Source organism: Facklamia languida CCUG 37842 (genome assembly GCF_000245795.1).
GTDB lineage: Bacteria > Bacillota > Bacilli > Lactobacillales > Aerococcaceae > Facklamia > Facklamia languida.
The window spans coordinates 1,318,523-1,341,558 of sequence record NZ_JH601133.1 but is presented as its reverse complement, the minus strand read 5'-3'; the positions used below and the strand labels follow the sequence as shown (position 1 = coordinate 1,341,558).

General features: G+C 41.4%; 15 protein-coding genes. 1 reads left to right on the top strand and 14 read right to left on the bottom strand.

The features are described from left to right. Window positions 1-11: 11 nt before the first annotated feature. The 5 genes from HMPREF9708_RS06220 to HMPREF9708_RS06200 all read right to left on the bottom strand — a co-directional run bounded on the left by HMPREF9708_RS06220 (window position 12) and on the right by HMPREF9708_RS06200 (window position 6,527). Window positions 12-914, bottom strand: a complete 903-nt coding sequence (locus tag HMPREF9708_RS06220; protein WP_006309406.1) for a carbohydrate ABC transporter permease — start codon at window positions 912-914, stop codon at window positions 12-14. Between the two features lie 70 nt (window positions 915-984). Further along, window positions 985-2,664 carry an extracellular solute-binding protein gene (locus HMPREF9708_RS06215; RefSeq protein WP_006309405.1) on the bottom strand — a complete coding sequence of 560 codons (1,680 nt, stop codon included), beginning with the start codon at window positions 2,662-2,664 and terminating at the stop codon, window positions 985-987. Between the two features lie 30 nt (window positions 2,665-2,694). Next, window positions 2,695-3,705 carry an ABC transporter permease gene (locus HMPREF9708_RS06210; protein ID WP_006309404.1) on the bottom strand — a complete coding sequence of 337 codons (1,011 nt, stop codon included), beginning with the start codon at window positions 3,703-3,705 and terminating at the stop codon, window positions 2,695-2,697. 1 nt (window position 3,706) lies between these two features. Further along, window positions 3,707-4,843, bottom strand: coding sequence for an ABC transporter ATP-binding protein (locus HMPREF9708_RS06205; protein WP_006309403.1), 1,137 nt, complete (start codon window positions 4,841-4,843; stop codon window positions 3,707-3,709). 205 nt (window positions 4,844-5,048) lie between these two features. Continuing rightward, the gene (locus tag HMPREF9708_RS06200; RefSeq protein WP_006309402.1) at window positions 5,049-6,527 is read right to left on the bottom strand and encodes a CehA/McbA family metallohydrolase; all 1,479 of its coding nucleotides are present in this window, start codon (window positions 6,525-6,527) and stop codon (window positions 5,049-5,051) included. 218 nt (window positions 6,528-6,745) lie between these two features. On the opposite strand from HMPREF9708_RS06200, the gene brnQ reads away from it, so the two are divergent. After that, window positions 6,746-8,095, top strand: coding sequence for a branched-chain amino acid transport system II carrier protein (gene brnQ / locus HMPREF9708_RS06195; protein ID WP_006309401.1), 1,350 nt, complete (start codon window positions 6,746-6,748; stop codon window positions 8,093-8,095). Between the two features lie 326 nt (window positions 8,096-8,421). Here the strand turns inward: brnQ and HMPREF9708_RS06190 are convergent, their stop codons facing one another. From HMPREF9708_RS06190 to HMPREF9708_RS06145, 9 genes are all read right to left on the bottom strand, one after another. Then, entirely contained in the window at window positions 8,422-8,538 is a 117-nt protein-coding gene (locus HMPREF9708_RS06190) for an LPXTG cell wall anchor domain-containing protein (RefSeq protein ID WP_006309400.1), read from the bottom strand. Window positions 8,539-8,708: 170 nt separating this feature from the next. After that, entirely contained in the window at window positions 8,709-9,650 is a 942-nt protein-coding gene (locus HMPREF9708_RS06185) for an ATP-binding cassette domain-containing protein (RefSeq protein ID WP_006309399.1), read from the bottom strand. Next, window positions 9,640-10,725 (bottom strand): ABC transporter ATP-binding protein, encoded by a 1,086-nt coding sequence (locus HMPREF9708_RS06180; protein WP_006309398.1) that lies wholly within the window; start codon window positions 10,723-10,725, stop codon window positions 9,640-9,642. The genes HMPREF9708_RS06185 and HMPREF9708_RS06180 overlap by 11 nt, the downstream gene beginning before the upstream one ends. A gap of 12 nt (window positions 10,726-10,737) precedes the next feature. Further along, window positions 10,738-11,673, bottom strand: coding sequence for an oligopeptide ABC transporter permease OppC (gene oppC / locus HMPREF9708_RS06175; protein ID WP_006309397.1), 936 nt, complete (start codon window positions 11,671-11,673; stop codon window positions 10,738-10,740). Next, complete coding sequence (locus tag HMPREF9708_RS06170; protein ID WP_006309396.1) at window positions 11,673-13,166, bottom strand: ABC transporter permease; 1,494 nt, start codon at window positions 13,164-13,166, stop codon at window positions 11,673-11,675. The genes oppC and HMPREF9708_RS06170 overlap by 1 nt, the downstream gene beginning before the upstream one ends. Window positions 13,167-14,188: 1,022 nt before the next feature. Next, a complete protein-coding gene (locus HMPREF9708_RS06165; protein ID WP_006309395.1) occupies window positions 14,189-16,351 on the bottom strand; it encodes a peptide ABC transporter substrate-binding protein in 2,163 nt (720 codons plus the stop codon). Between the two features lie 274 nt (window positions 16,352-16,625). Continuing rightward, window positions 16,626-18,746, bottom strand: a complete 2,121-nt coding sequence (locus tag HMPREF9708_RS06160) for a peptide ABC transporter substrate-binding protein (protein ID WP_006309394.1) — start codon at window positions 18,744-18,746, stop codon at window positions 16,626-16,628. A 450-nt stretch (window positions 18,747-19,196) separates the two neighbouring features. After that, on the bottom strand, window positions 19,197-21,254 hold the full coding sequence (locus HMPREF9708_RS06155; protein WP_006309393.1) for a peptide ABC transporter substrate-binding protein: 2,058 nt from the start codon (window positions 21,252-21,254) through the stop codon (window positions 19,197-19,199). Between the two features lie 434 nt (window positions 21,255-21,688). Then, complete coding sequence (locus HMPREF9708_RS06145; protein ID WP_006309392.1) at window positions 21,689-23,023, bottom strand: C1 family peptidase; 1,335 nt, start codon at window positions 23,021-23,023, stop codon at window positions 21,689-21,691. Window positions 23,024-23,036: the final 13 nt, after the last annotated feature.

The following is a 23,036-nucleotide window of genomic DNA, read 5'->3' as shown; positions in this document are numbered from 1 at the left end:
CATGACGGCCTTTATTCCTTAACTGACCCAATGGTGATCCCTTTAACAAAGTATTTCTGGATAAAAGGATAGAGGATCACAATTGGCAAGATGACCACAATAATCGTCGCCATCTGAAGGGATTGCCCGGTTAATTCTACCGCATCGAGTTGTTGATAAGCCGCCGAATTAGACCCTGCTTTCAACAATACATCGGCTAAGTTCGCTTGTCGGGTTAACATTTCTTGGAGGATGGTGGCTAAGGGCTTTAATTCACTCTTACGGACATAGAAAGAACCAGCAAACCAATCATTCCAGTGACCAACAGCCGTAAATAAGGAAATCGTCGCAATCGTGGGCTTAGACATGGGCATAACAATTGTCCAGAAAATCTTAAATTCTCCCATTCCATCGATACGGGCCGCTTCCACAATCGACATGGGTAATTGTTTAAAAGAAGACCGCAAGAGTAGAATATTCGTCACAGAATAGAAGCCGGGAATCACATAAACCCAAATTGAATTAGTCAAATTCAGTTCACTTAGAACTAGATAGTAAGGAATCGTACCGCCTGAAAAGAGCATGGTAAAGAAGATAAAAAAGGTTATTTGCTTTCTCAAAGGCAGTTCTGGAATGGTCAAGGCCCAAGCACACATGGACATTAAGAACACGCCACCGACCGTCCCAATGACCGTTCGAAAGATTGAAATTCCCAACCCTGTTAATAGGTTACTCTGCTTAAAGACCTCCTTGAAATTCTCCAGTGAGAAGACCCTTGGCCAGAACCAAATCCCACCCGAAGTGGCATCCCGTCCAGAGTTAAAAGCAAGAGCCAAAATATGCATAAAGGGCAAAATAATGGCTAAGCATAGTAAGACGAGCAGGATATTAAAGAGAATACGGGCCCATCTACTTGTCTGCATTGTTTCAGGCATAATCATCCTCCTAAAAATTGGAGACTAGCCGAAGCTAGTCTCATCCATTATTGGCTGCATCGATCACTCATTAGTAGAAGATGACATCGCCGTTTGCTTCTTTTTCTTCAAGGAATTTACAAAAATCTTCGATCCCTGCATCAATCAGGTCTTGACGAGAAGCGTCTAAGATCTTTTGTGCTTCTTCTTCACTTGTTGCATAGTAAGCCTTAATGACATCTTCATTCCATGCATCAAGTGCTTGATTCAAGTCGCCATCTTCTCCCTCAAATTCATAGAGATAAGCACGAGCATAGAGACCATCGATAACTTCTTTTTCTTCATAGCGTTTATCATAATCATAGAGTTCAATAATCTTCTTAGCAGCAGAGTTGTCTTCACCGCGAACCTTTTCACCCCAAGAGGCTTCACCAAATTGGGCAAGATTATTGATGTCCGTAAAGGCCAAATGTTCACCCCAGAAAGCTCGAACACCACGGAAGCCTTCTTTGATTGCTTCATCTGGATTCTCATCTTGTAATTTGACCAATTCTTCCTTGGCAACAGGGAAGCCATCTTCATCTAAGTCATAATGAACGCCTTCTAAGCCGTAGAAGTATAATAACTTCCCTTCTGGACCTGCTAACCAATCGGCAAACTTCACAACTTCTTCTGGGTTTTCCGTTGTTGCTGGCACTGCCCAACCTGCATAACCTGATTTATAAGACATTACCATATTGTTTGTACCATCTACCCGATTGATTGGGCCTAATGGAACATATTTCAAATCTCCCACTTCAGGGCGGTAGCTATGCATATCAGATGTGATCGCGAAGCTACCATTGACAATCCCCTCAGCAGCCCGGGTTTCTTCCATTGTGTAGAATTCTGGATGCATCAGCCCTTCAGCTAATAATTCACGAACATAAGCCACGCGCTTTTCAGCATAATCCGTCATGGATTCATGCTTGACTTGGTCGCCGTCTTTCCAGAATTTCTCTCCACCTTCACCTTGCCACACTAGGTCATTGTAAATGAATGGACGGTCAGATCCACCCCAGACCGTTGGCCCTAATGGTGTGACAGGGTTGCCATTATCATCTGTAAAGCCACCTTCTTTGATTTGGTTTAACAAATCTCTCAACTGTTCAGTCGTATTAATTTCTTGAGGGTTGATTCCTAATTCTTCTGCGATATCGCGGCGGATATAAGGTCCGCCAATTTGCTTAGAACCTGGATCCGCTGGTTCTTGATTGATCGCCATATGAACCAAGTAGGTTGCACCCTCTTGGTCTTCGCGCATCATGATATTTTCTTTTGTATCACGTGGTAGGTATCCTTCTTCAAAGTATTTACCGTAGACCTTACCTTCTTTTAAGTAAGGCGCGATGTCATGGAACATGCCTTGGTTGGCTGCTTGTAATAATAATGGGAATTCTGGTCGACCAGAGTGATTTAAGTAAAAGGCGATAAAGTCTGGTAAATCTCCAGATGCAAGCCCTGCCGCTAATGCTTGAGCAGAATCTTCACTGGTCACTGTTTCTAATTTTAAGGTGATTCCTGTTCGTTCTTTGATATAAGCTGCGATTTCAGGTGACATAGTGTCCACACCCGCATCTCCAGCTGACTGGAAGACGAGACCAGTAATTTCGCGATCTGCAATAAAGGCATCCGATTTTTCTTCAGCTTGAGCAATTGGAGCAGCTGAAAGGAAGGTAGAGGCAAGTGTCACAACAGTTAAGCTTTTTTTGACTAAGTTCTTAAGATTCATTCTACATCTCCTTTATAATTATTTGAGCTATTACCATACGGCATTATCTCCATACTTATCAGCCAGTTTATTGGCAATAATCGTGAGAATCAGTCCCACAATCCCTTGCATTAAACCGACAGCGGTAGCAGGCCCATATTTCGCCTGCTCAAGTCCAGTCTTCACAATGTAAGTGTCAATTGTTTCTGAAACCGTGAAGTTACCTGGGTTTTGCATGAGGTAGATCTGGTCAAAGCCAGCGGTTAAAATACCACCAAGTGAGAGAATAAAGAGGATCATAATGGTTGAGCGGATGCCGGGCAAGGTGACATGCCTGGTCTGCTTGAGACGGTTAGCCCCATCAATCGCCGCTGCCTCATAGAGTGAAGGTGAAATCCCCATAATCGCTGCGAAGTAGATGATGGAATCCCAACCAATATTCTTCCAGAGATACGAACCAAAGACGGCTGTATAGAAGAAATTGGGGTCCATCATCCAGAATTTCGATCCGTCTGATAAATTTAAATTCTTCAATAAGACGTTGATCATTCCGGTATCTGGAGCAAACAAGCGGCTAATTATTCCAACCACCACAACCCAAGAAATGAAATAAGGTAGGTATGAAATAGACTGATAGATAGACCTTAAGCGTGGTTTACGCACTTCATTCAAGATCAAAGCTAGCATAATCGGAAAAGGCAAATAGATAAACAGCTTAATTAAGGAAATAACCAAGGTATTCTTGACATACATCCCTGCTTCCCGATTGTTGAAGAAGTCTTCAAAATACTTGAAGCCCACCCACTTAGCCCCATACATACCGGAAGTAAAAGTAAACTTGCGAAAGGCCAAAATAATACCAGTCATTGGCCAATATGAAAAAACTAAAAATGAAATAATAGCTGGGAGTAGCATGAGGTAGAAGACCCGGTACTTAACCCATTTGTCTTTGAGCGTCATCTTGTTAGGTCGAAAGTTTGGATCCTCCACTTTCGTTTCCTGCATGGCCTGATGGGCTTCACTATGAATCATGGATTGCGTGGTGACTTTTTCTCTTTCCATCTTACCCCTCCTCTTGTTTCATGATGAGGTTAGGCTTTGAAATTGGGATGACTTGCCCATCTTGCAGGTTAAAGAAGTGAATCTGGTCAAAGTCAAATTGAATTGCGATTTCTTGTTCTCGTTCATAGGGATCCATGGTAAAGAGTTTGGCCACCATGGCTTGGTCTAGCACTTCAAAGTGAATCAGTGTCTCACTTCCTAGCATTTCCGCTAATTTAATGGTTGTGGGATAGGCAAATTGCTGATGCTCTGTTAATTCTTTCCTGACTAATGAGATATTTTCAGGACGAATACCGAGGCTGATCTTCTGGTCTAGGTAGCCTTGGTCGTGAAGGTCAGCCAAGATCGAATCGGGCACCTCCATCACATGGCCTGCCCTTTCAAGTCCTTGCGCTGTGGCGGTTACTTCAATAAAGTTCATAGCGGGTGACCCCATAAAGCCAGCGACAAATCGATTGCGAGGATGCAAGTATAGGTCTCTAGGTGTCCCCACTTGCTGAATAATTCCGTCATCCATAATCACAATCCGGTCCGCCATGGTCATCGCTTCCACTTGATCATGGGTCACATACACGGTGGTCACACCCAGTTGTTTGGTTAATTGAATAATTTCTGCCCGGGTCTGTCCTCTTAATTTAGCATCCAGATTGGACAAGGGCTCATCCATCAAGAAAACCTTAGGCTTACGAGCAATCGCTCGTCCCAGAGCCACCCGTTGCCTTTGGCCTCCAGAAAGTTCCTTAGGTAACCGGTCCAGGTAGTTTTCTAACCCGATCGTTTGTGCCACCTGTCTCACCCGTTGATTAATTTCCTCTTTACCAAGACCTTGCATCTTCAAGCCAAAGCCCATATTCTCAGCAACGGTCATATGAGGATAGAGGGCATAGTTCTGAAAGACCATGGCAATATTACGATCCTTGGGGTGAACCGAGTTAACACGTTGTCCTTCAATATAGATATCGCCCGCTGTTATTTCCTCCAGTCCAGCAAGCATCCGTAAGGTAGTGGACTTGCCACAACCAGAAGGTCCGACTAATACCACAAATTCCCCATCCTCAATCGTCAAGTTCAGATCCGTTACAGCGTGGATGCCTGGTACATAGTCCTTATAGACATTCTTAAATTCAATCCCGGACATTCCCTTCCTCCTCAATAGCCAAGCTCTTTCTTAATTCCTCTGTCATCATAACAAGTGATTGTAAATTTAGCGTAAAAATAATGTAAAATCCCTTTTGATTTGTAAATTTTTTACCTAATCAAATTTACATTTTATTTACAATTGTAGTAAATGGCCTATATTTATTAGAAAATATAATATAATTTGGCCCTTTCAAGAGGGAACTTTATTCAGAGGGATCAGCTGAACCAAGATAAATTGGATTGGTAAAGAGGATGCGCTCATCCTTGTTATTTTTTACCTCAAGACGGAATAAGCGACTGCTCCTAGATTGAAGGGTCCAGTCCCCTATAAAAGAGACGTCTTGGACTTCTTCTTCAATCAAAAGCTGATCTTGATCAAAGATCATCACGCAATCGCCTGGTTCAAGTGAAGCCATCGATAGGCGAATGTGATAATCTTCAGCTTCTTGCATCCGATCCCCCAATTGGTAATGGTCATTGAGAATAAAATGATGAATAAGAGGTCGGATGGAAGCGTAAGATCGTCCAAGTTGATGCGCTTGTAAAACCTGGTCCAGCGTCTCATTTTCTTCGACTAATAAATAAGACCGCGCCACTTCTTCATCGCCCTCCAGGGGTCGGTGCCAATCATGGCCCGCTGTTGCGGCGATTTCATACCCTTGAGCCAATAATTGGACCCACTGCTGATAGGCTTCTTCACTGGATTGGGATTGGTGGGGATTGACATAATTCCAAATTTCGATGGCATCGATGGACCGCAAATCGGCTAATTGATAATCCCAACGACAGCCTGTGCACCAAGGGTTGCCTTGATCAAAGGGATGCGCAATCGTCAGATTCACTGGATTTTCCTTGAGATAATCCAAATAAGCACCCACATTGGTTAAATTGACTTCTGTCCAATTACGAAAAAGATAGCGGGGGGCACCATGCATCAAGAAATGCCCATAGAAGGTGGTGAACTCCAGTCCCGGTATCACCTGAATCGGCTGGTCTTCAACCAATCGAATGGCTTCCTCAATGGCCGTAATTGTATTATGGTCCGAGATGGCCAACCAAGCGATCCCTTCCTTAACCGCTTGGTCGATCAGTTCTTGTGTCGTTTGTTGGGCGTCAGAATGGATGGTATGAGCATGAAGCTCTGTTTTTACAAATCGGCTGGCTTGCTGATAAGGTTGACGGTCTTTTAAGTCTTGAACGACTTGAATTTGCCCAAAGCTTGCTTGTTGAGCCAAGCGCGGTGGTTCCGCATTAATCCCAATGATTTCAATCGATCCTTTGACCTGGTTTGAGAAGATCCCATGGCAGGACAAGATGACCTGCCAATTTCCTGGGTGGATCTCACCCGCCACAAAGCCCTGGGAGGCTTCCTTGGAATTTAAAGAAATAGTTTGATTTAAGTTGAAATAATGGTGGGCCCCACGAAATTGCTTGGGATCATTTAGCGATAAGGTGATTAAATTACGGAAGGAATCACCTTCTTGTAAATGCTCCAGCCCAATCCCCTCTCTTTCAAAAGTAGGGAGCAAATCTTCATAGTGGTCCTCTACAAGCGGGCCATATTCGAAATGAATGATCAATTCTTCTGTCCCCTTAGGAACAAAAAATTCATAATGAATATGCGATTGATGGCTAGATTGGTAGAGTGTAAAATCCTGCTTAAATAATTGTCTTTCCTTCATCCCATTACCTCCATTCATAGTTGAGCAAATTATAGCAAGTCCTTATAAATTTAATGTAAAAATTAAGTAAATCATTGTAAAGATTGGCTGACTAGCTGCCATAGGACTTTGAAAAATTAAAATTTCTTGAGTGTTCTCTTATAAAATTATTGCCTTATTCTCATAAAACCATTAGACTAGTAGATAATTTCATTATTCAAGATAGAAAGAGGGATATAATGAAAACATTCAAACATACTTTAGTCACTGGGTTTGCCCTATTTGCCATGTTTCTGGGAGCTGGAAACATTATTTTCCCCCCGACTATTGGAGCTCTAGCTGGTGACCAGTGGTTGCTCACACTATTAGGCTTTCTTTTGACCGGAATTTGTTTACCTCTATTAGGAATTATTGCTTCCGCTAAGGCAGGTGACAATGCTGCTGATTTTGGTAAATATTTGGGCAGTACGAATGCCCAAGTGCTCGTCTTTTTAATTATCATTACAATTGGTCCCTTGCTGGCCATTCCGCGAACAGGATCTGTCACCTATGAATTAGCGATTGCCCCCATCTTTCCTGGAATTAATAGCTATCTTGCGATCGCTGGTTTCTTTACTATTACAGCCTTCTGTACCTTAAATGCTAATAAAGTCATTGACCTGATCGGGGCCTATTTAACGCCGATTTTAATGATTACCCTGATCATTATTATCTTCCTAGGTATCATCCATCCAATCGGCCAACCCGTTTCAACTCAGCAGAGCCAAACCTTCTTGAAGGGCTTTGAAGGAGGCTACCAAACAATGGATGCTCTGGCCTCCATCGTCTTCTCTGGGATTATCATGCATACCATTCACCACTTAGGCTATGAAGACCTCAAACAAAAAACCCGCCTGACTGCCATTGCAGGAGTCATTGCGGGATTTGGGCTCTTAATTGTCTATGGAGGCTTTATCTATCTAGGAGCTTCTGCTTCAGGTCAAGCGATTCAAGACCTTTCGCGAGTCGAATTATTGATACAAGTGATTGACCAAATCTTGGGGTCTTGGGGAAGCATCGGCTTAGGAATCATTGTGGCCCTCGCCTGTCTCACAACTGCCGTCGGTTTGACCGCGACGGTTGCTATGTACTTCTCTGATCGGTCTAGCAAATTGTCCTATAAGCCCATGGTCTATATTATTTGTATTTTTTCTACCATCTTGGCAGTCAATGGAGTGGATACCATTATCAACTTCGCTTCTCCGATTCTGTCCATCCTCTACCCTGTTACCATCATTATTATCCTGTTATGGCTGGTCGATGACTGGATTAAGCACAAGAGCATCTACAAGGGAGCAGCACTCGGAGCCCTCCTCGTGTCACTCAGCCAGGTAGTCTTCTCGGCAGAAGATAATATTAACCACGTATTAAAATCTTTATCTTGGGCTCAAGTTTTCTCCCCTGATACCCCACTCCGGGTCAATTTCGACACCCCTCTCAACATCCTCAATTCACTCCCTCTCAGTGGTGAAGGGTTTGCCTGGGTCATTCCAGCCATTATCGGTGGCCTCCTCTTCTTAACTTGGGACCTCTATCAGGAACATAAATAGGTAACACTTGACTCCTCTTCTGGTTATCCTCAGCGATCCATCAATTATTCAAATTTTAAATAACAAACCTGGTAACCTACCTTTATTTCAAGAATTTATTCATCCCATAGAATCCGACACCCAGTCATAGGCTATTAAAATAGGTTTTCTTAAGGTCCTTATCTTTCAAATAATTCTATTTAATTATTAGAAATCTAAATAATTATATAGACAAAGTTCTTATTTTAGATTATAATATGTCTATATTAGTGCTATTTACTTTTATGCTTCCCAATAAAAGTAAAGGAAAAGACCCGCTCAGCTCGAGCGGGTCTTTTTTTGTATCCTTAACGATTCTTTTTACCTCGAATTAAAAGACTGATGCCACCAATCAGTGCAATGACTGCCACAACAACCAAAATCCAAGTCGCTGCTTCACCTGTTTGGGGTAACATACTGTTCATGGATCTACCTCTTTTCTCATTTTATATAGCTAGTTTACACCATAAAACCCGTAATTAATAGGTGTTTTGCATAATATTTTGAAGACTCGAACAGAATCAATCACATAATTCGATCGATCAAATTAAGACAGACGCCAAAAAAAGCGCCATGTGGGCGCTCTTGCTTAGGATTAAGCATGGTATTGTTCTTGGTACTTAGCAAATTCCGCTTCATTACAGTAAATAAAATGACCTGGTAAGACTTCCTTAATAGTCGGTTTATCTGTTTCATAATCATGCATATTCGGATCATAGATCTTCAACTGAACCTTACGTGCCAATTGAGGGTCTGGAATCGGAACAGCTGATAATAAGGCTTGGGTGTAAGGGTGAATAGGGTTCTTGAATAGTTCTTCCGTCTCCGCTACTTCTAGAATGCGCCCATTCCGAATAACGGCGATCCGGTCTGAAATATAACGAACTACTGACAAGTCGTGCGCAATAAAGATGTAAGTCAAACCTTTTTCTCTTTGGAATTTACGCAAGAGGTTGAGGACTTGAGCACGGACCGACACGTCCAAGGATGAGATTGGCTCATCCGCTAGGATCAAGTCTGGCTCCATAATCAAAGCACGAGCAATCCCAATCCGCTGTCTCTGACCACCAGAGAATTCGTGTGGGTAACGGTACATATGCTCAGACAACAGACCTACTTCTTCCAGAATGTTTTCAACTTTTCTCAATCGATCTTCTTCATTCTCAAAGAGACCAAAGTTATAAAGACCTTCTGAAATAATATATTCAATCGTTGCACGGTCATTTAAGGACGCAGAAGGGTCTTGGAAGACCATTTGAATTTCAGAGATGAGCTTCCGTCTTTCCTCAGTACTTAAACGAGTGTTGATGCGCTTACCTTTAAAGTAAATCTCGCCACCTGAGGTCTTATTAATTCCGTTAATCGCACGTGCAATCGTCGTTTTACCAGATCCAGATTCCCCTACGAGTGAGAAAGTTTCTCCCTTAAATACATCAAAGGTTGCATCTTGAACTGCTACAAAGCGGTTCTTTCCTTCACCGAAAGAAATCTCTAAGTCTTTAACGGATACTAGAACTTCTTTTTCATTATTCGTCATGTAATGACTCCTCTCTCAATACCGCATCAGTAGCATGCACTTTTACTAATTTCTCATGGAGATCTTGAATAACGCTCGGCATCTCTGCTTCTGGAGCTCTCGGATCTAACAACCATGTCTTCGCATAGTGGGTATCAGAGATCTTGAATGAAGGGGGTTCTTCCTCGTAGTCAATCTGCATTGCGTAAGGACTACGTGGTGCAAAGGCATCTCCCTTGATCTCATTGTATAGAGAAGGTGGGGTCCCTGCGATGGAATAAAGGTCATCATTCTGATCAGATAATTGAGGTAAGGAGGATAGGAGGGCCCATGTATAAGGGTGACGTGGGTCATAGAAGATATCTTCTACCGTTCCTGTCTCAATAATTTGGCCTGCATACATAACAGCAATCCGATCGGCTATTTGAGCCACAACACCCAAGTCATGGGTAATAAAGATCACGGTAAATTCATATTCTTTCTGCAAGTCTTTCAAGAGATTCAAGATTTGAGCCTGAATGGTCACGTCTAAGGCCGTTGTCGGTTCATCACAGATGAGAACACGTGGACGGCATGCTAGCGCAATCGCAATGACAATCCGCTGACGCATTCCACCAGAGTATTCAAATGGATAATCATCAAAACGTTTTTCAGGTTCACGAATACCTACCCGGTCCATCAAGTCGATGGCAATTTTCTTCGCTTCCTGACCTGAAATACCACGGTGTTTAGTAATGACTTCAGTGATTTGTACACCAATTGTCCGAACAGGGTTTAGTGAAGTCATTGGGTCTTGGAAGATAGTCGCTAATTCTTTACCACGATATTTCAACCATTGACGGTTCGTTTTTAAGTCCTGTAATTCGTGTCCGTTATAGACAATCTTACCTGAAGGAATGTAACCATTTTTTTCGAGCATTCCTGTAAAGGTCTTAGTTAGAACCGATTTACCAGAACCTGATTCCCCTACAAGGGCTAACACTTCTCCTTCATAGAGATCCAAATCGATTCCACGGATAGCCGTTAATTCAGTATCCCGAACCTTAAACTTCACATAAAGGTCTCTTACTTCTAAAATTTTATTTTTTTCTGTCATGATTGAGTCCTCCTATACGTGATTCTTAGGATCGGTTGCGTCTGCCAAGGCTTGTCCCACAATATAAAGGGAGATCGAAATCAAGGCAAGCACAGAAACTGGAATCCAGAATAGATATGGCTTAGATGAAAGGTTGGTCGAATACTTGTTAATGAGTCCCCCTAGCGATACGACATCGGCACTTAAACCGACCCCAACGAAGGAAAGGAAAGTCTCGGTTGAAATGAAGCCAGGCAAGACCCGGGATACATCAGTGGTAATAACTGAAGTGAGGTAAGGCAAGATGTTCTTAAAGATCATCCGACCTGCCGGTGTTCCTAAGGTTCTAGACGCCATATTATACTCACGGTCCCGCATGATCATAACTTGAACCCGAATAAAGTAGGCTGTATAGATCCAAGAAGTGACTGTCATCGCAAAGAGCAAGTTCCAGAAACCATTCCCTAAAGAGTAGGCAAGAACCATCACGATGAGAAGCATTGGGATGTTTGAGAAGATATTGTAGATTTCCAACATGAAGACGTCAATCTTTTGAGACATCCCCCAATAAGCTCCTACGACAACCCCAATTACAGTGGTAATAAATGTTGCCAAAACAGTAATCGAGATGGAAGTCCGAGCGCCTGACCAAACAGCATCAAAGAGCGATTGCCCATTCGCATCGGTACCAAACCAATATTCAGAATTTGGCTCAATATAACGAGCAGATAAATCATTAATCTTAGCCGTGTCCATTGGATCATAACCAGAGAAGAGAGGTTGAATAAAGGACATCAATATGATCGCGAGGATGACAAACAGGAAGAAAATCGTCACTTTACTCTTAGCAAAGGTTCTCCATACAGATTCCCAATAAGAGTATTTGGGTGATTCAATTTTTTCTGCTTCTTTCTCATTCGTCTCGACGAAGACAAATGATGAATCATTTCCTTTTGTAATTTCTTCCATTATTTATCCTCCTTCACATTTAGTCGAATCCGTGGATCGACTAGGGTCATGGCAATATCACCAAATAGGATGGATACAACACCGAGAACAGAGAAGATGAAGACTAAACCAATAATAATTGGGTTATTGTGTGCTAAGATCGCATCTGGCAACATCTTACCCATACCTGGAATAGCGAAGACTTGCTCCGTCATGGTTGCACCCGTGATTGTAAAGATAATCGCACCTGGAATACCGTTGACAATTGGAATAAAGGCATTCCGGAAGATATGCTTACGTGAAATCTCACGTTCACTTAGACCCTTCGCCCGAGCGAACTTAACATAGTCTGATGACTGTTGGTCCACCATATAGCGACGCATCCACATAACGGATCCTGAGAGGGCTAGGACAGCTAAGACAATAATCGGCATCACATAAGATTTAACATTGTTCGGTCCTAAGATTGGGAATAAGTCCGGTAGTCCAAACCAATTGGATCCAATATAGCGACCAAAGAAGATCAAGGCTAAGGCTGGAATAGCGATAAGTAGTGTGATAATAACGGTTCCTAACTTATCTACCCATTGCCCCTTGTAGCGGGCCATTAGCGATGCCATCGGAATAGCAATAAGGTACAGTAAGATGAGTGAAACAATCCCATTTCGGAATGAAATTCCCATCATGGATGGATCACTGTTGACATTCTCAGCGCCAGCATAATTACCTTCAAACATCCGCTTCTCAGTTGGCGTAATTTCAGCTGTTGGCTTGTAGAAACGTGTGTAGGGGTTTAATGAAGACTTGAAGACCTTACCATCTTCCAAGGTCACTTCTGAAGTCATTGGCCGCCCTTGTTTATCCGTAATGACATCCTCTACTGGCTCTCCAGCAAATGTTGGGTAAGAAATTCCTAGGTGCATTTTCAGGAAGTTCTGATGGATGAAGGGGAATTTGTCATTGAAGTAGATTTGGTAATAATATTTTGTCCCAGATCCCGTTAAAGCCCATCCAACCGTCTCATCATGGGTAATTTGATAGCCCCGTTTGAGGTCAGGATTTTCAGGGTCCTTTACGCGCCATGGATGATCAAATTCGAATAGGTTTTTGTAGAAGTTCAAGACCCGGATACCAATTGAAATATCGTTTGTTGCAAAGTAGGCACCTGAAATCGGCAACTGTCCGACAGACCATTCTTTATTCTTTTTGTTCCATTCTTCAACGATTTTCTTACTTTCAGGACTTTCGCTATTTTGGAATTCAGGGTAATCCTCCTGAATGAGAGATTGGAATTCTCTTTGGTTTAAATAGTCGTGGTAGCCCATCCGTTCGAAGGCATTATTCTGATAGTCTAATAACTTATCAGGTTGAGACTTTAGCTTCGTAATGGCTGGGTCATCCTTGAAAATGGAATTTCTCGGCACTAGCGTATATACGGTTAAATAAAGTAAAGTTGTAACCATAAAGATTGAGAATAGTGACCGAAGAATCCGATTAAATATATATCTTCCCATAATATATGAATCCTCCTAAAAATTAACATTAAAGAGCAAGCTCTTTGATCAAACGGTTAATCAGCAATTAACCTGTGGCTGTAAAAAATACAATAAATACGCTTGTCATGAGGCAAGCTGTCCAATCAACTCACCAATCTATCTACTCTTCTAAACTTCTCTCCCCCCACTAATTCACTAGAGGCTTTGGTTGATTCAGTGATGAGGGCCTGCATAAATGATAGCAGTCATCAAAACATTCTTTGACCTACTGTCATTCAGAATGTAGTTTTCTATCTGTTTATCCGTATGCACTATCCATATCACCGCCCTTAATCATCAACCGCTCTAGTATCCAAGTCGCAAGACCTTGGTCACGCCCCCGAATGTACGACAAAACAAAAGGGAGAACGCCTATTCATGATAGAATTGTAAATTCCATTCTCTCAAAAATTGGTCCCAGCAGATCAGAAATGAGTCCTTCCTTGCATTTAATCTGCCTCACGACAAGTCATTTCCAATTTAATTTTATCGATAGTCCCCCCACTTTCAGCTTCCGAGATAATCCCATCATAACAACCGTTGAAAACGCTGTCAATGCATTAAAAGGATTTTATTTAGAATCTAATCAGGGATAGAGCTTTTTTACACGATTTTAATAATTATAAGCCAAAAATATAATAATTGCTAGTTTTTCTGAAAATAAAAAAAGACTCTTTTCACTTGCTTAAAAGTGGAAGGTCCAATTATGAATCCTTAGCTCGCTCGTGCTATACCTATAGTACACAATTTAAAGGCTGATTTCTAGCTATTTTTCAATAAACTTTGAATTTTAAAATTTTTTGAATTGGCTAAATCATTTTTCCATTACTTTCATTTTCATTAGAAGTAGATTAAATTAAGCTTTATAGGGTTTTGATTATAAGTTGTATAACTTAAAAACTATTTGTCTGCTTAAATAGATAAGGATCACCTTTTTTAATGAACAAAAAGCGAGCACAAAATGTGCTCGCTTGTCGCAGTTCACTTGGGGGGCTTCAAGCTTATTCAGCTGACTCTTCAGCGGGTGCTTCTTCCTCAGCTTCGCTTGATTCATCCATAATTTCTTCAGTCTCTTCCATACTTTCTTCACTTTCTTCGGCCTCTGCTGACTCTTCTGTTTCTTCCGTTTCTTCAGCGGATTCTTCTTCACTCATCTCAGAATCATTTGCAGGAGCTTCTTCCTTTTTGGCAGAAACGCTTGATCCAGTCACTCTGTTTGCTGACCAGTCATCAAAGGCTTTTTGCCATTGTTCCATTGAAACAGGTTCCGCTTGCACTTGGACGAACTTGAAGCGTTCAGCACCTGGACCTGCGTAAGCATATGGACCAGAGAATGGAACAATCTTAGTAACACGCAAGTAAGAGCCACCTGTCCGGATTGGCAAAGCAATAGCAGAATCTGTCAACCAAGCTTGAGCCTTAGCGTAAGCATCAAAACGTGCATCTAAGTCATCTGTGATAGCATTCGCTTCTTTTAGAAGCTCTCCATATTCAAGTAGACCAGAAGCCTCTCTCGCTTCAGCATAGGGGTCTTCTTGTCCTGTCTTAATAATAGGGTCGAAACCAATTGCAACTAAGAAGGTTCCTAGATAAGGATCATAGATATCCAAGAAGGTTGAAGGGTCTAGGAAGTCTGGAATCCAACCAGATTCATTCGTAAAGTCATAGTCCACTTCAGAGGCTACAGTTGCATCGAATGTTGCTGCATAATAAGCATCTTGATTCAAGAGTACAGGGTTAATCACTACATTGTCGCTACCTAATGAGTCTTCAACGGTTGCTTTCAATGACTTCGCTTGGTTAACGGCATTTGGTACACTTTCAAGAACTGGAAGGTCTAGTTGAATTGGGAATTCAACCCCTCCTGCTTCGAGCTCCTCACGAGCTTCAGCCATTAATTTAGCAGCCAATTCAGGATTATAGAAGGCATCTTGTCCGTCCGTTAAGTCAATGTCATCATATAATTCAGGATCCATTTCTTTTAAGTGACGTTCGACTGCTTCACCGAATGTTTCTTCACCCACATTAACATATTCTGGTGGAACCAAGGTATTCCGGATATCTGTATCCGCAAATTCCTCACCAAATTGTTGGGTCATATAAGTATGACGGTCAAAGCCGAAGTTGATTGCTTGACGGAATTTCTTGTTGAGAATCGCCATATGCGTTGCTTCGTGCTGCGCTTCATCACTCTTACCAGTCGCTTCATGCTTGATCCGGTTTACGTTAAATTGAAGGAGGAAGGTTGACCCTTTTCTTTGTTGTTGAGTGATGTAATCACCGAATTCTTTTTGGATATCACCGTAAATTGGGAGGGTTGGGTTGACCCCAAATGAAGATACTGCATTATCCTTAAAGAGTCGATAGAAGACTTCAGGGTCTGATCCATCATTATAAGTATAAGTGACAGAGTCTAAGAAGACATTGTCTTTGTCCCAGTATGCTTCGTTCTTAAGATACTCAATCTGTGACTTAGCTGTTAAGTTTGATAAGATAAATGGCCCATTATAAAGAATGGAGTCAGGTGATAAAGAGCCGAAACTATCGCCAACAGAATCTAAGAATTCTTGGTTAATCGGATAGAGAATACCGTAAGTCGTCTTAGAGTTGAAGTAAGGTTCGGGGCGCGCCAATGTATATTCTAAGGTATAGTCATCAAGTGCCTTTACCCCAACTTCTTCAAAGTCTGTTATTTCACCATCGATATAAGCTTGTAAATTCGCGATTGAATCTGAAACGATTGGAAGCGATTCGGATTGTGTATCAGCCGCATGCTTCAAGCCCGTTACAAAGTCATGAGCAGTTGTTTCAGCATATTCGTTCCCATTCATATCCACCCACATCACACCAGGGCGAATCTTATAGGTATAAACTAATCCATCTTCAGAAACTTCATGGGACTCTGCCACAGCTGGGATATAATTCCCGTAGCGGTCGTTCTCATAAAGACCATCAATAAAATTGGCAACGTGTTGTGTATTTGAGTTACGAGAAGTAAAAGTATAGTCCAATGTTGTTGGGTCTAGTAGATAGGTTGCCTTAAAATTAGGATCTAATTCTCCAACCTCTTCCTGGGCCTTAACCGCTGCTAGCGGCGCAGCCACTGCCCCCAATGTAAGCGTTGTGACAAATCCAATAAAGGCTTTCTTAAAGAATTTATTCATTCAGCAATTCCTCCTTGCTCAAGCTATTGATCAAACAACAACAACAATCTTCAATAATTAACCTCTCTTTCATTATATGGTAAAACCATCATAACAAGTAATGAAAACGTTGTCAATATTTTTTTATTGTTTTTTAACCTTATTATCACTCTATTTTATAAATAACTTCAGTTTTATTTAATTACCCGCCATTTTAAAATCTGCACATTCTACTAACAAATAAAAACCACCAGTGCTTACACTGGTGGTCCTAACCAAAGTTATCTATTTTTAATTATTCTGCAGCTTCTTCTGTTTCTTCTGCTGCTTCTTCTTCTGTTTCTTCTGTTTCTTCTGCTGCTTCTTCTTTTGTTTCTTCAGCTTCCATTTCTTCAGATTCCATCTCTTCAGCTGATTCAGATTCTTCTGAATCTTCCGCTTTTTGTGAAGAGATGCTTGAACCGTCAACCTTGTTTGCATGCCAGTTTTCATAGGCAGCTTCCCATTGCTCATATGAAACAGGCTCAGATTGAACCTTGAAGAATTTGAATTTTTGACTACCGGTACCCGCGTATGCATATGGTCCAGAGAATGGAACAACTTTTGTTACACGTAAGCCTGAACCACCTGTACGGATTGGGATGATAATCGCAGAGTCCGTCAACCAAGCTTGAGCTTTCGCATAAGCATCGTAACGTGCATCTAAATCATCGGTAATGTCATTTGCAGCCTTAACCAGTTCAGCATACTCGAATAAGCCAGATGCTTCACGTGCTTCGGCATAAGGATCTTCTTGTCCTTCTCTTACAATTGGGTCAAATCCAATTGGAACAAGGAAAGTACCATTAGTTGGTAGGTAAATGTCCAAGAAGGTAGATGGGTCTAAGTAGTCAGGAATCCAACCAGATTCATTGGTCATGTCATAGTCCACTTCAGATGCAACAGTTGCGTTAAAGGTTGCAGCTAAATAAGCATCTTGGTTAAGTAGAACAGGGTTCACAACCACATTGTCGCTACCAATTGCATCTTCAACGGTTGCCTTTAATGATTTAGAAAGGTTAACAGAGTTTGGTACACTTTCTAATACAGGCATATCCAATTGAATTGGGAATTCAACCCCTTCAGCTTCTAACTCAGCCTTAGCTTCTTCCATTAATTTAGCAGCTTTTTCTGGGTTATAGAAGCCGTCTTGACCATCGCTTAAGTCAATATCACCATAGAGCTCAGGATCCATTTCTTGTAAGTGACGAGTGACTGCTTGACCAAATGTTTCTTCGCCAACGTTAACGAATTCAGGTGACACAAGAGTATTCCGGATATCATTATCGGCAAATTCTTCACCAAAGATTTGAGTCATGTAAGTGTGACGGTCAAAACCAAACATTAAAGCTTGACGGAATTTCTTGTTAAGTAAAGCTTTATGAGTTGCTTCGTGTTGTGCTTCATCGCTCTTACCTGTTGCTTCATGTTTAATCCGGTTAAGGTTGAATTGGAGAAGGAATGATGACCCAGTCCGTTGAGCTTGAGTAATGAACCCATCAAACTCTTGCTTCACATCATCATAAATAGGTAGGGTTGGGTTCACTCCAAAGGCAGAAACCGCATTTTCCTTGAAGAGACGGTAGAAGACTTCTGGGTCAGATCCGTCATTATAAGTGAATTGAACAAGATCTAAGAAGACATTCTCCGCATCCCAATACATTTCATTCTTAACGTATTCAATTTGAGATTTCGCTGTTAAGTTAGATAATAGGAAAGCTCCGTTATAAAGAATGGAATCTGGCGATAGAGAACCAAAGTCTTCTCCAACTGAATCTAAGAACTCTTGATTAATTGGATAAAGAATTCCGTAGGTAGTCTTAGAGTTAAAGTATGGCTCTGGCTTATTCAATGTATATTCAAGAGTATAATCATCGATTGCCTTAACACCTACTTCTTCAAAGTCCGAAATCTTACCATCGATATAATCTTGTAATCCTTTAATTGATGAAGAAACGATTGGTAACATTTCAGATTGAGCTTCGACCGCATGCTTTAGACCAGTAACGAAGTCATGTGCTGTGGTTTCAGCATATTCGTTTCCGTTCATATCCACCCACATTACGCCTGGGCGAATCTTGTAGGTATAAGTGAGGCCATCTTCAGATACTTCGTGAGATTCCGCAACCGCTGGAATGTAGTTACCATATTGGTCATTCTCATAAAGACCATCGATAAAGTTCACAGTATGGTTGGTATTGATGTCACGCATCGAGAAAGTGTAGTCTAGAGAAGTAGGGTCAGTAAGATAAGTCATCTTATACTCTGGAACCAAATCCCCTTCTTCTTGAGCATAGCTCGCGATAGGTGCTACAACTGAGCTCAAAGTTAAAGCAGCCACAAAACCAAGTAAGGTTTTTTTCAAGCTTTTCTTCATTCTTAAATTTCCTCCTTTAATAAAACACTGCGACGTCCAACATTGCTAAAATTGCTGGTTTTCTTTTCCCTCACTTTCAGCATTGATTATGGATACATAATAGCAAATAATGAAAACGCTGTCAACTCATTATGAGGATCTTACTCATTTTTCTGTAAATTTTAATAATAATTAATATTTTGCTCATTTTATAGGGTGTTTTTATCATTTTTTATTTCGAATCGATTTCCTAGTTCGCTATAAAACAGGTTTTTTGATTGTTTTTTCAATTATTTCATTTTTTATTTTCTTATCTCTTTTTATATCCATTTTAATATTTTTTCATTTTTAAATGCAGTGTTCACCAATTAAAAGCGCTTTATAATACGCTTTCATATTTTCTTTTCATTATTTTATCATTATTAGTGGGCACAAAAAAAGAGCCGTTTCTAGAACGGCCCTTAAACTTGATTATTCAGCAGCTTCTTCACTGCTCTCATCTTCATTGACTGATTCTTCAGACGTTTCTTCACTATCCTCTTCACCATCGTTCGCGTTCGAAGAGATGCTTGACCCGCTGATCTTATTAGCTGCCCAATCCTCATAAGCCGCTTCCCACTGTTCATAAGAAACTGGTTCTTGTTGGACTTTCACGTATTTGAACTTATCGCTACTAGATCCTGCGTAAGCATAAGGTCCAGAGAATGGGACAACTTTCGTAACACGTAAGCTAGAGCCACCAGTATACACTGGTAAAGAAATGGCTTCATCAGTTAGATAAGCTTGCGCCTTGGCATAGGCTGCAAAACGTGCATCGAGATCATCCGTAATACTTGCAGCTTCATCAATTAACTTCTGATACTCATAAAGTCCCGTTGCTTCTCTGGCTTCAGCATAGGGATCTTCTGCTCCTTCTTTAAGAATGGGATCGAAGCCAATATTCACGATAAAGGATCCGTCAACTGGACCATAGATATCAAGATAAGAAGATGGGTCAAGATAATCTGGCGACCATCCTGATGCAGACGTGATATCGTAATCAACTTCTGAAGCGACGGTTGCGTAGTAGGTTGCAGCGTAATAAGGATCTTGTGCCAGTAGGACAATATTCACCTGCACATTCTCTGCACCTAAGGCATCTTCAATTGAAGATTTGAAGGACTTAGCATTATTGACGTCTAATGGAACGGATTCTAGAACAGGGAAATCAATTTGGATTGGGAATTCAACCCCTTCCCCTTCTAATTCTTCCTTGGCTTCAGCGAATAGTGCACTCGCCTTTTCGGGGTCATAGAAGGCATCTTGTCCATCACTTAAATCAACACCAGCATATAAATCTGAGTTGAGTGCTTCTAACTCTTCAGCCACCACTTCACCAAAAGTCTGGTCCCCTATATTGACGAACTCAGGTGGAACTAAAGTATTTCGCATATCCGCTTCGGCAAACTCTTCACCATAGCGTTGAGACAGGTAGGTATGGCGGTTAAAACCAAACATGATTGCTTGACGGAACTTCTTGTTTAGCAAAGCTTGGCGCGTATCTTCATGTTGTTTATTGCTTTCCTTGCCAGTTGCTTCGTGCTTAATCCGGTTAAGGTTGAATTGAACCATGAAGGCCGTTCCTGTACGTTGTTGTTGGGTAATGTAACCTTCATATTCTTTTTGAACGTCCCCATAGATAGGCAGGGTCGGATCGACACGGAAAGAAGAAACGGCACCATCGCGGAAAAGTCGGTAATACACTTCGGGGTCTGAACCATCGTTATAGGTATATTGAACTAGGTCTAAATGAACATTATCCTTATCCCAATAAGCCTCGTTCTTAATATACTCAATCTGTGACTTAGCTGTCAGATTCGTTAAGATAAATGGCCCATTATATAGAATGGAGTCAGGAGACAGGGAACCAAAGTCTTCACCGACTGCATCTAAGAATTCTTGGTTCACAGGGTATAGAATACCGTAGGTTGTTTTTGAATTGAAGTAAGGCTCTGGTCTTGTCAAAGTATATTGGAGGGTATAATCGTCTAAGGCTTTAACCCCAACTTCCTCGAAGTCTGTAATATCCCCATTAATATAATCTGCCAAGCCGGCAATGGAATCTGCCACAATCGGTAATAATTCTGATTGAACATCGACAGCATGCTTCAAGCCTGCCACCCAGTCATGGGCCGTCGTCTCAGCATATTCATTTCCGTTCATATCGACCCATTTGATTCCTGGACGGATCTTATAAGTATAGGTCAAGCCGTCTTCAGAAACTTCATGCGATTCAGCAGCTGCTGGAATATAATTACCATATTGGTCATTCTCATACAGACCCTCAACAAAGTTGACTGCGTGCATTGAGTTTGTTTGACGCTGGGTAAAGATATAATCCAAGGTCGATGGGTCTGATAAATAAGTTGCTTTAAATTCAGTTCCAAGTTCCCCTTCTTCTTGCGCACTTGCAGCAAGGGGAGCAACCACTGACCCTAAGGCCAAGACAGCCGCAAAACTAACAAAAGCTTTTTTTAATGTATGCTTCATTCACAATTTCCTCCTTTTACATTCCATACGCTGCGAATCTCATCGATTGCTTTGCATGATAAAAAAATGAGATATAAAGTTGAAAATCTTACTTGTTGTTGCAAAGCGTTCATTTTCTTTTCTTTAATTTCATTTGTTTTTAATAATTTATCATAGATTTCATAAAAATCAAGCCTAAATTTCAAATATTATTCTTAAAAAGAATAATTTAAGAAATGGCTAGAAAGATCTATTGGATAATACCGCCATTTAAACCGCTACCAATTCATGATAAATTTATTTAAGTAATATTATTTTTCTTCTGATAAAATCTTGAAAAAATAATTCACCCTGTTATGAAAACAAAAATAGCCACCCCAGGGTGGCTAATAGAGTGACCCCAAAAGTTAGATGTTCTGGTCTAACTTTTGGGGCCAGGTCATAATGGATTCTTTTTAATTTAAGTAAGCGAGGGCCCCCATTGGATCCCATGGTTCTAATTTGATGGCCTCTTGGTCATAATCCTCCAACCATTCACTTGGGATAAATTGACGGGGAACAGTGATCTGATAGGTATATTCCTCGAACCATTTGTCAGACATCGAATAGATCCCTTCATCGCCCGATGTCTTGCCCCAACTGTTCTCAACTTTCCAAGTGAGGGGTTGTCCTTGATCATCCAGATCAACTCCGACAAAGACCATGGCATGCGTTAGCATGCTGGCACTATAATCCAGTCTTTCCGCCTTACTCAAGGTAAAGCTTTCCCCCAAGGTGTCTGCATAGGCATACATCTCATCATCCATTATGCCATACTTGCGTTCTGAAAACTTTCCAACATCACAACCAAACCAGACCGGCTGTCCACTCTTAATGGCATCGACTGCTGCTTGCTTCATTACATCAATTGGGACATTCAAATATTTGATTGGCTTGGCTTCAGCAATCGAAGCTAGATATTGAATCGTATAGGGCTTGCCAAAAGGCTTATCTTGAGTTGGTGCATTGATTAAGCTGACCATCTCTTCCAGCTGAACCCCACCATATTGCTTAAAGAATTCTTGCGGGGTAATACCAGATAACTTGTGATATTGGTTATCTTTGTCTCGATAAGCATAATCAAAAACGGTAGGCACTTGCCCCAAGGCCTTGACTAAAACACTGTAGATAAAATAGAGCTGCTCTTCCTTCTTAGCTAGGAGTTGCGACCGATCGGCCCCTGCTTCATGCATCTGCCGCAGCCGGGCTGCAAATTCGCGTAACTTATTCGTCAAAAGTGAATTTAAGCCAGCCGTATTCGATGAATGATAAGTTTCAGGCATCACTTCTTTTGGGACAGCTCCATATTTTGTGAGGATGCCCGCAAACATCTCCCACTGACCTCCATCTTGGATGGGTTGTTGCAACAAATGCCAAACGAGTCGCGAATTCAGCGGTTGATCAGCTGTTTCAATAATTGAATCTAATACGTAATTAGACCGTTCTAACTTATCCCAGAAAAGTGGATAATTTTGCGAATATTCGAAGGTCTCAAGATTTAATTGCTCCATGGTCCCAACCCGCATCGTGTTAAGAGCTGCAAACATCCAGCACCGTCCGGTTGCCTTTTGGTTAGTAATTTTGCCATGCTGCGTCTCGTGCGAGAAGACAAAGGGGTGCTTACGGATCGCATTATTATTCAGACTCGCTTCCTGTAAACCCACCCGCGCAATGGCATGACGACTTGCTCGATTACGGCAAGGCTTATTAAATTTCGCTTCAAATTGCTGCAAGAGTTCTTGATCAATCATGGTATCATCCTTT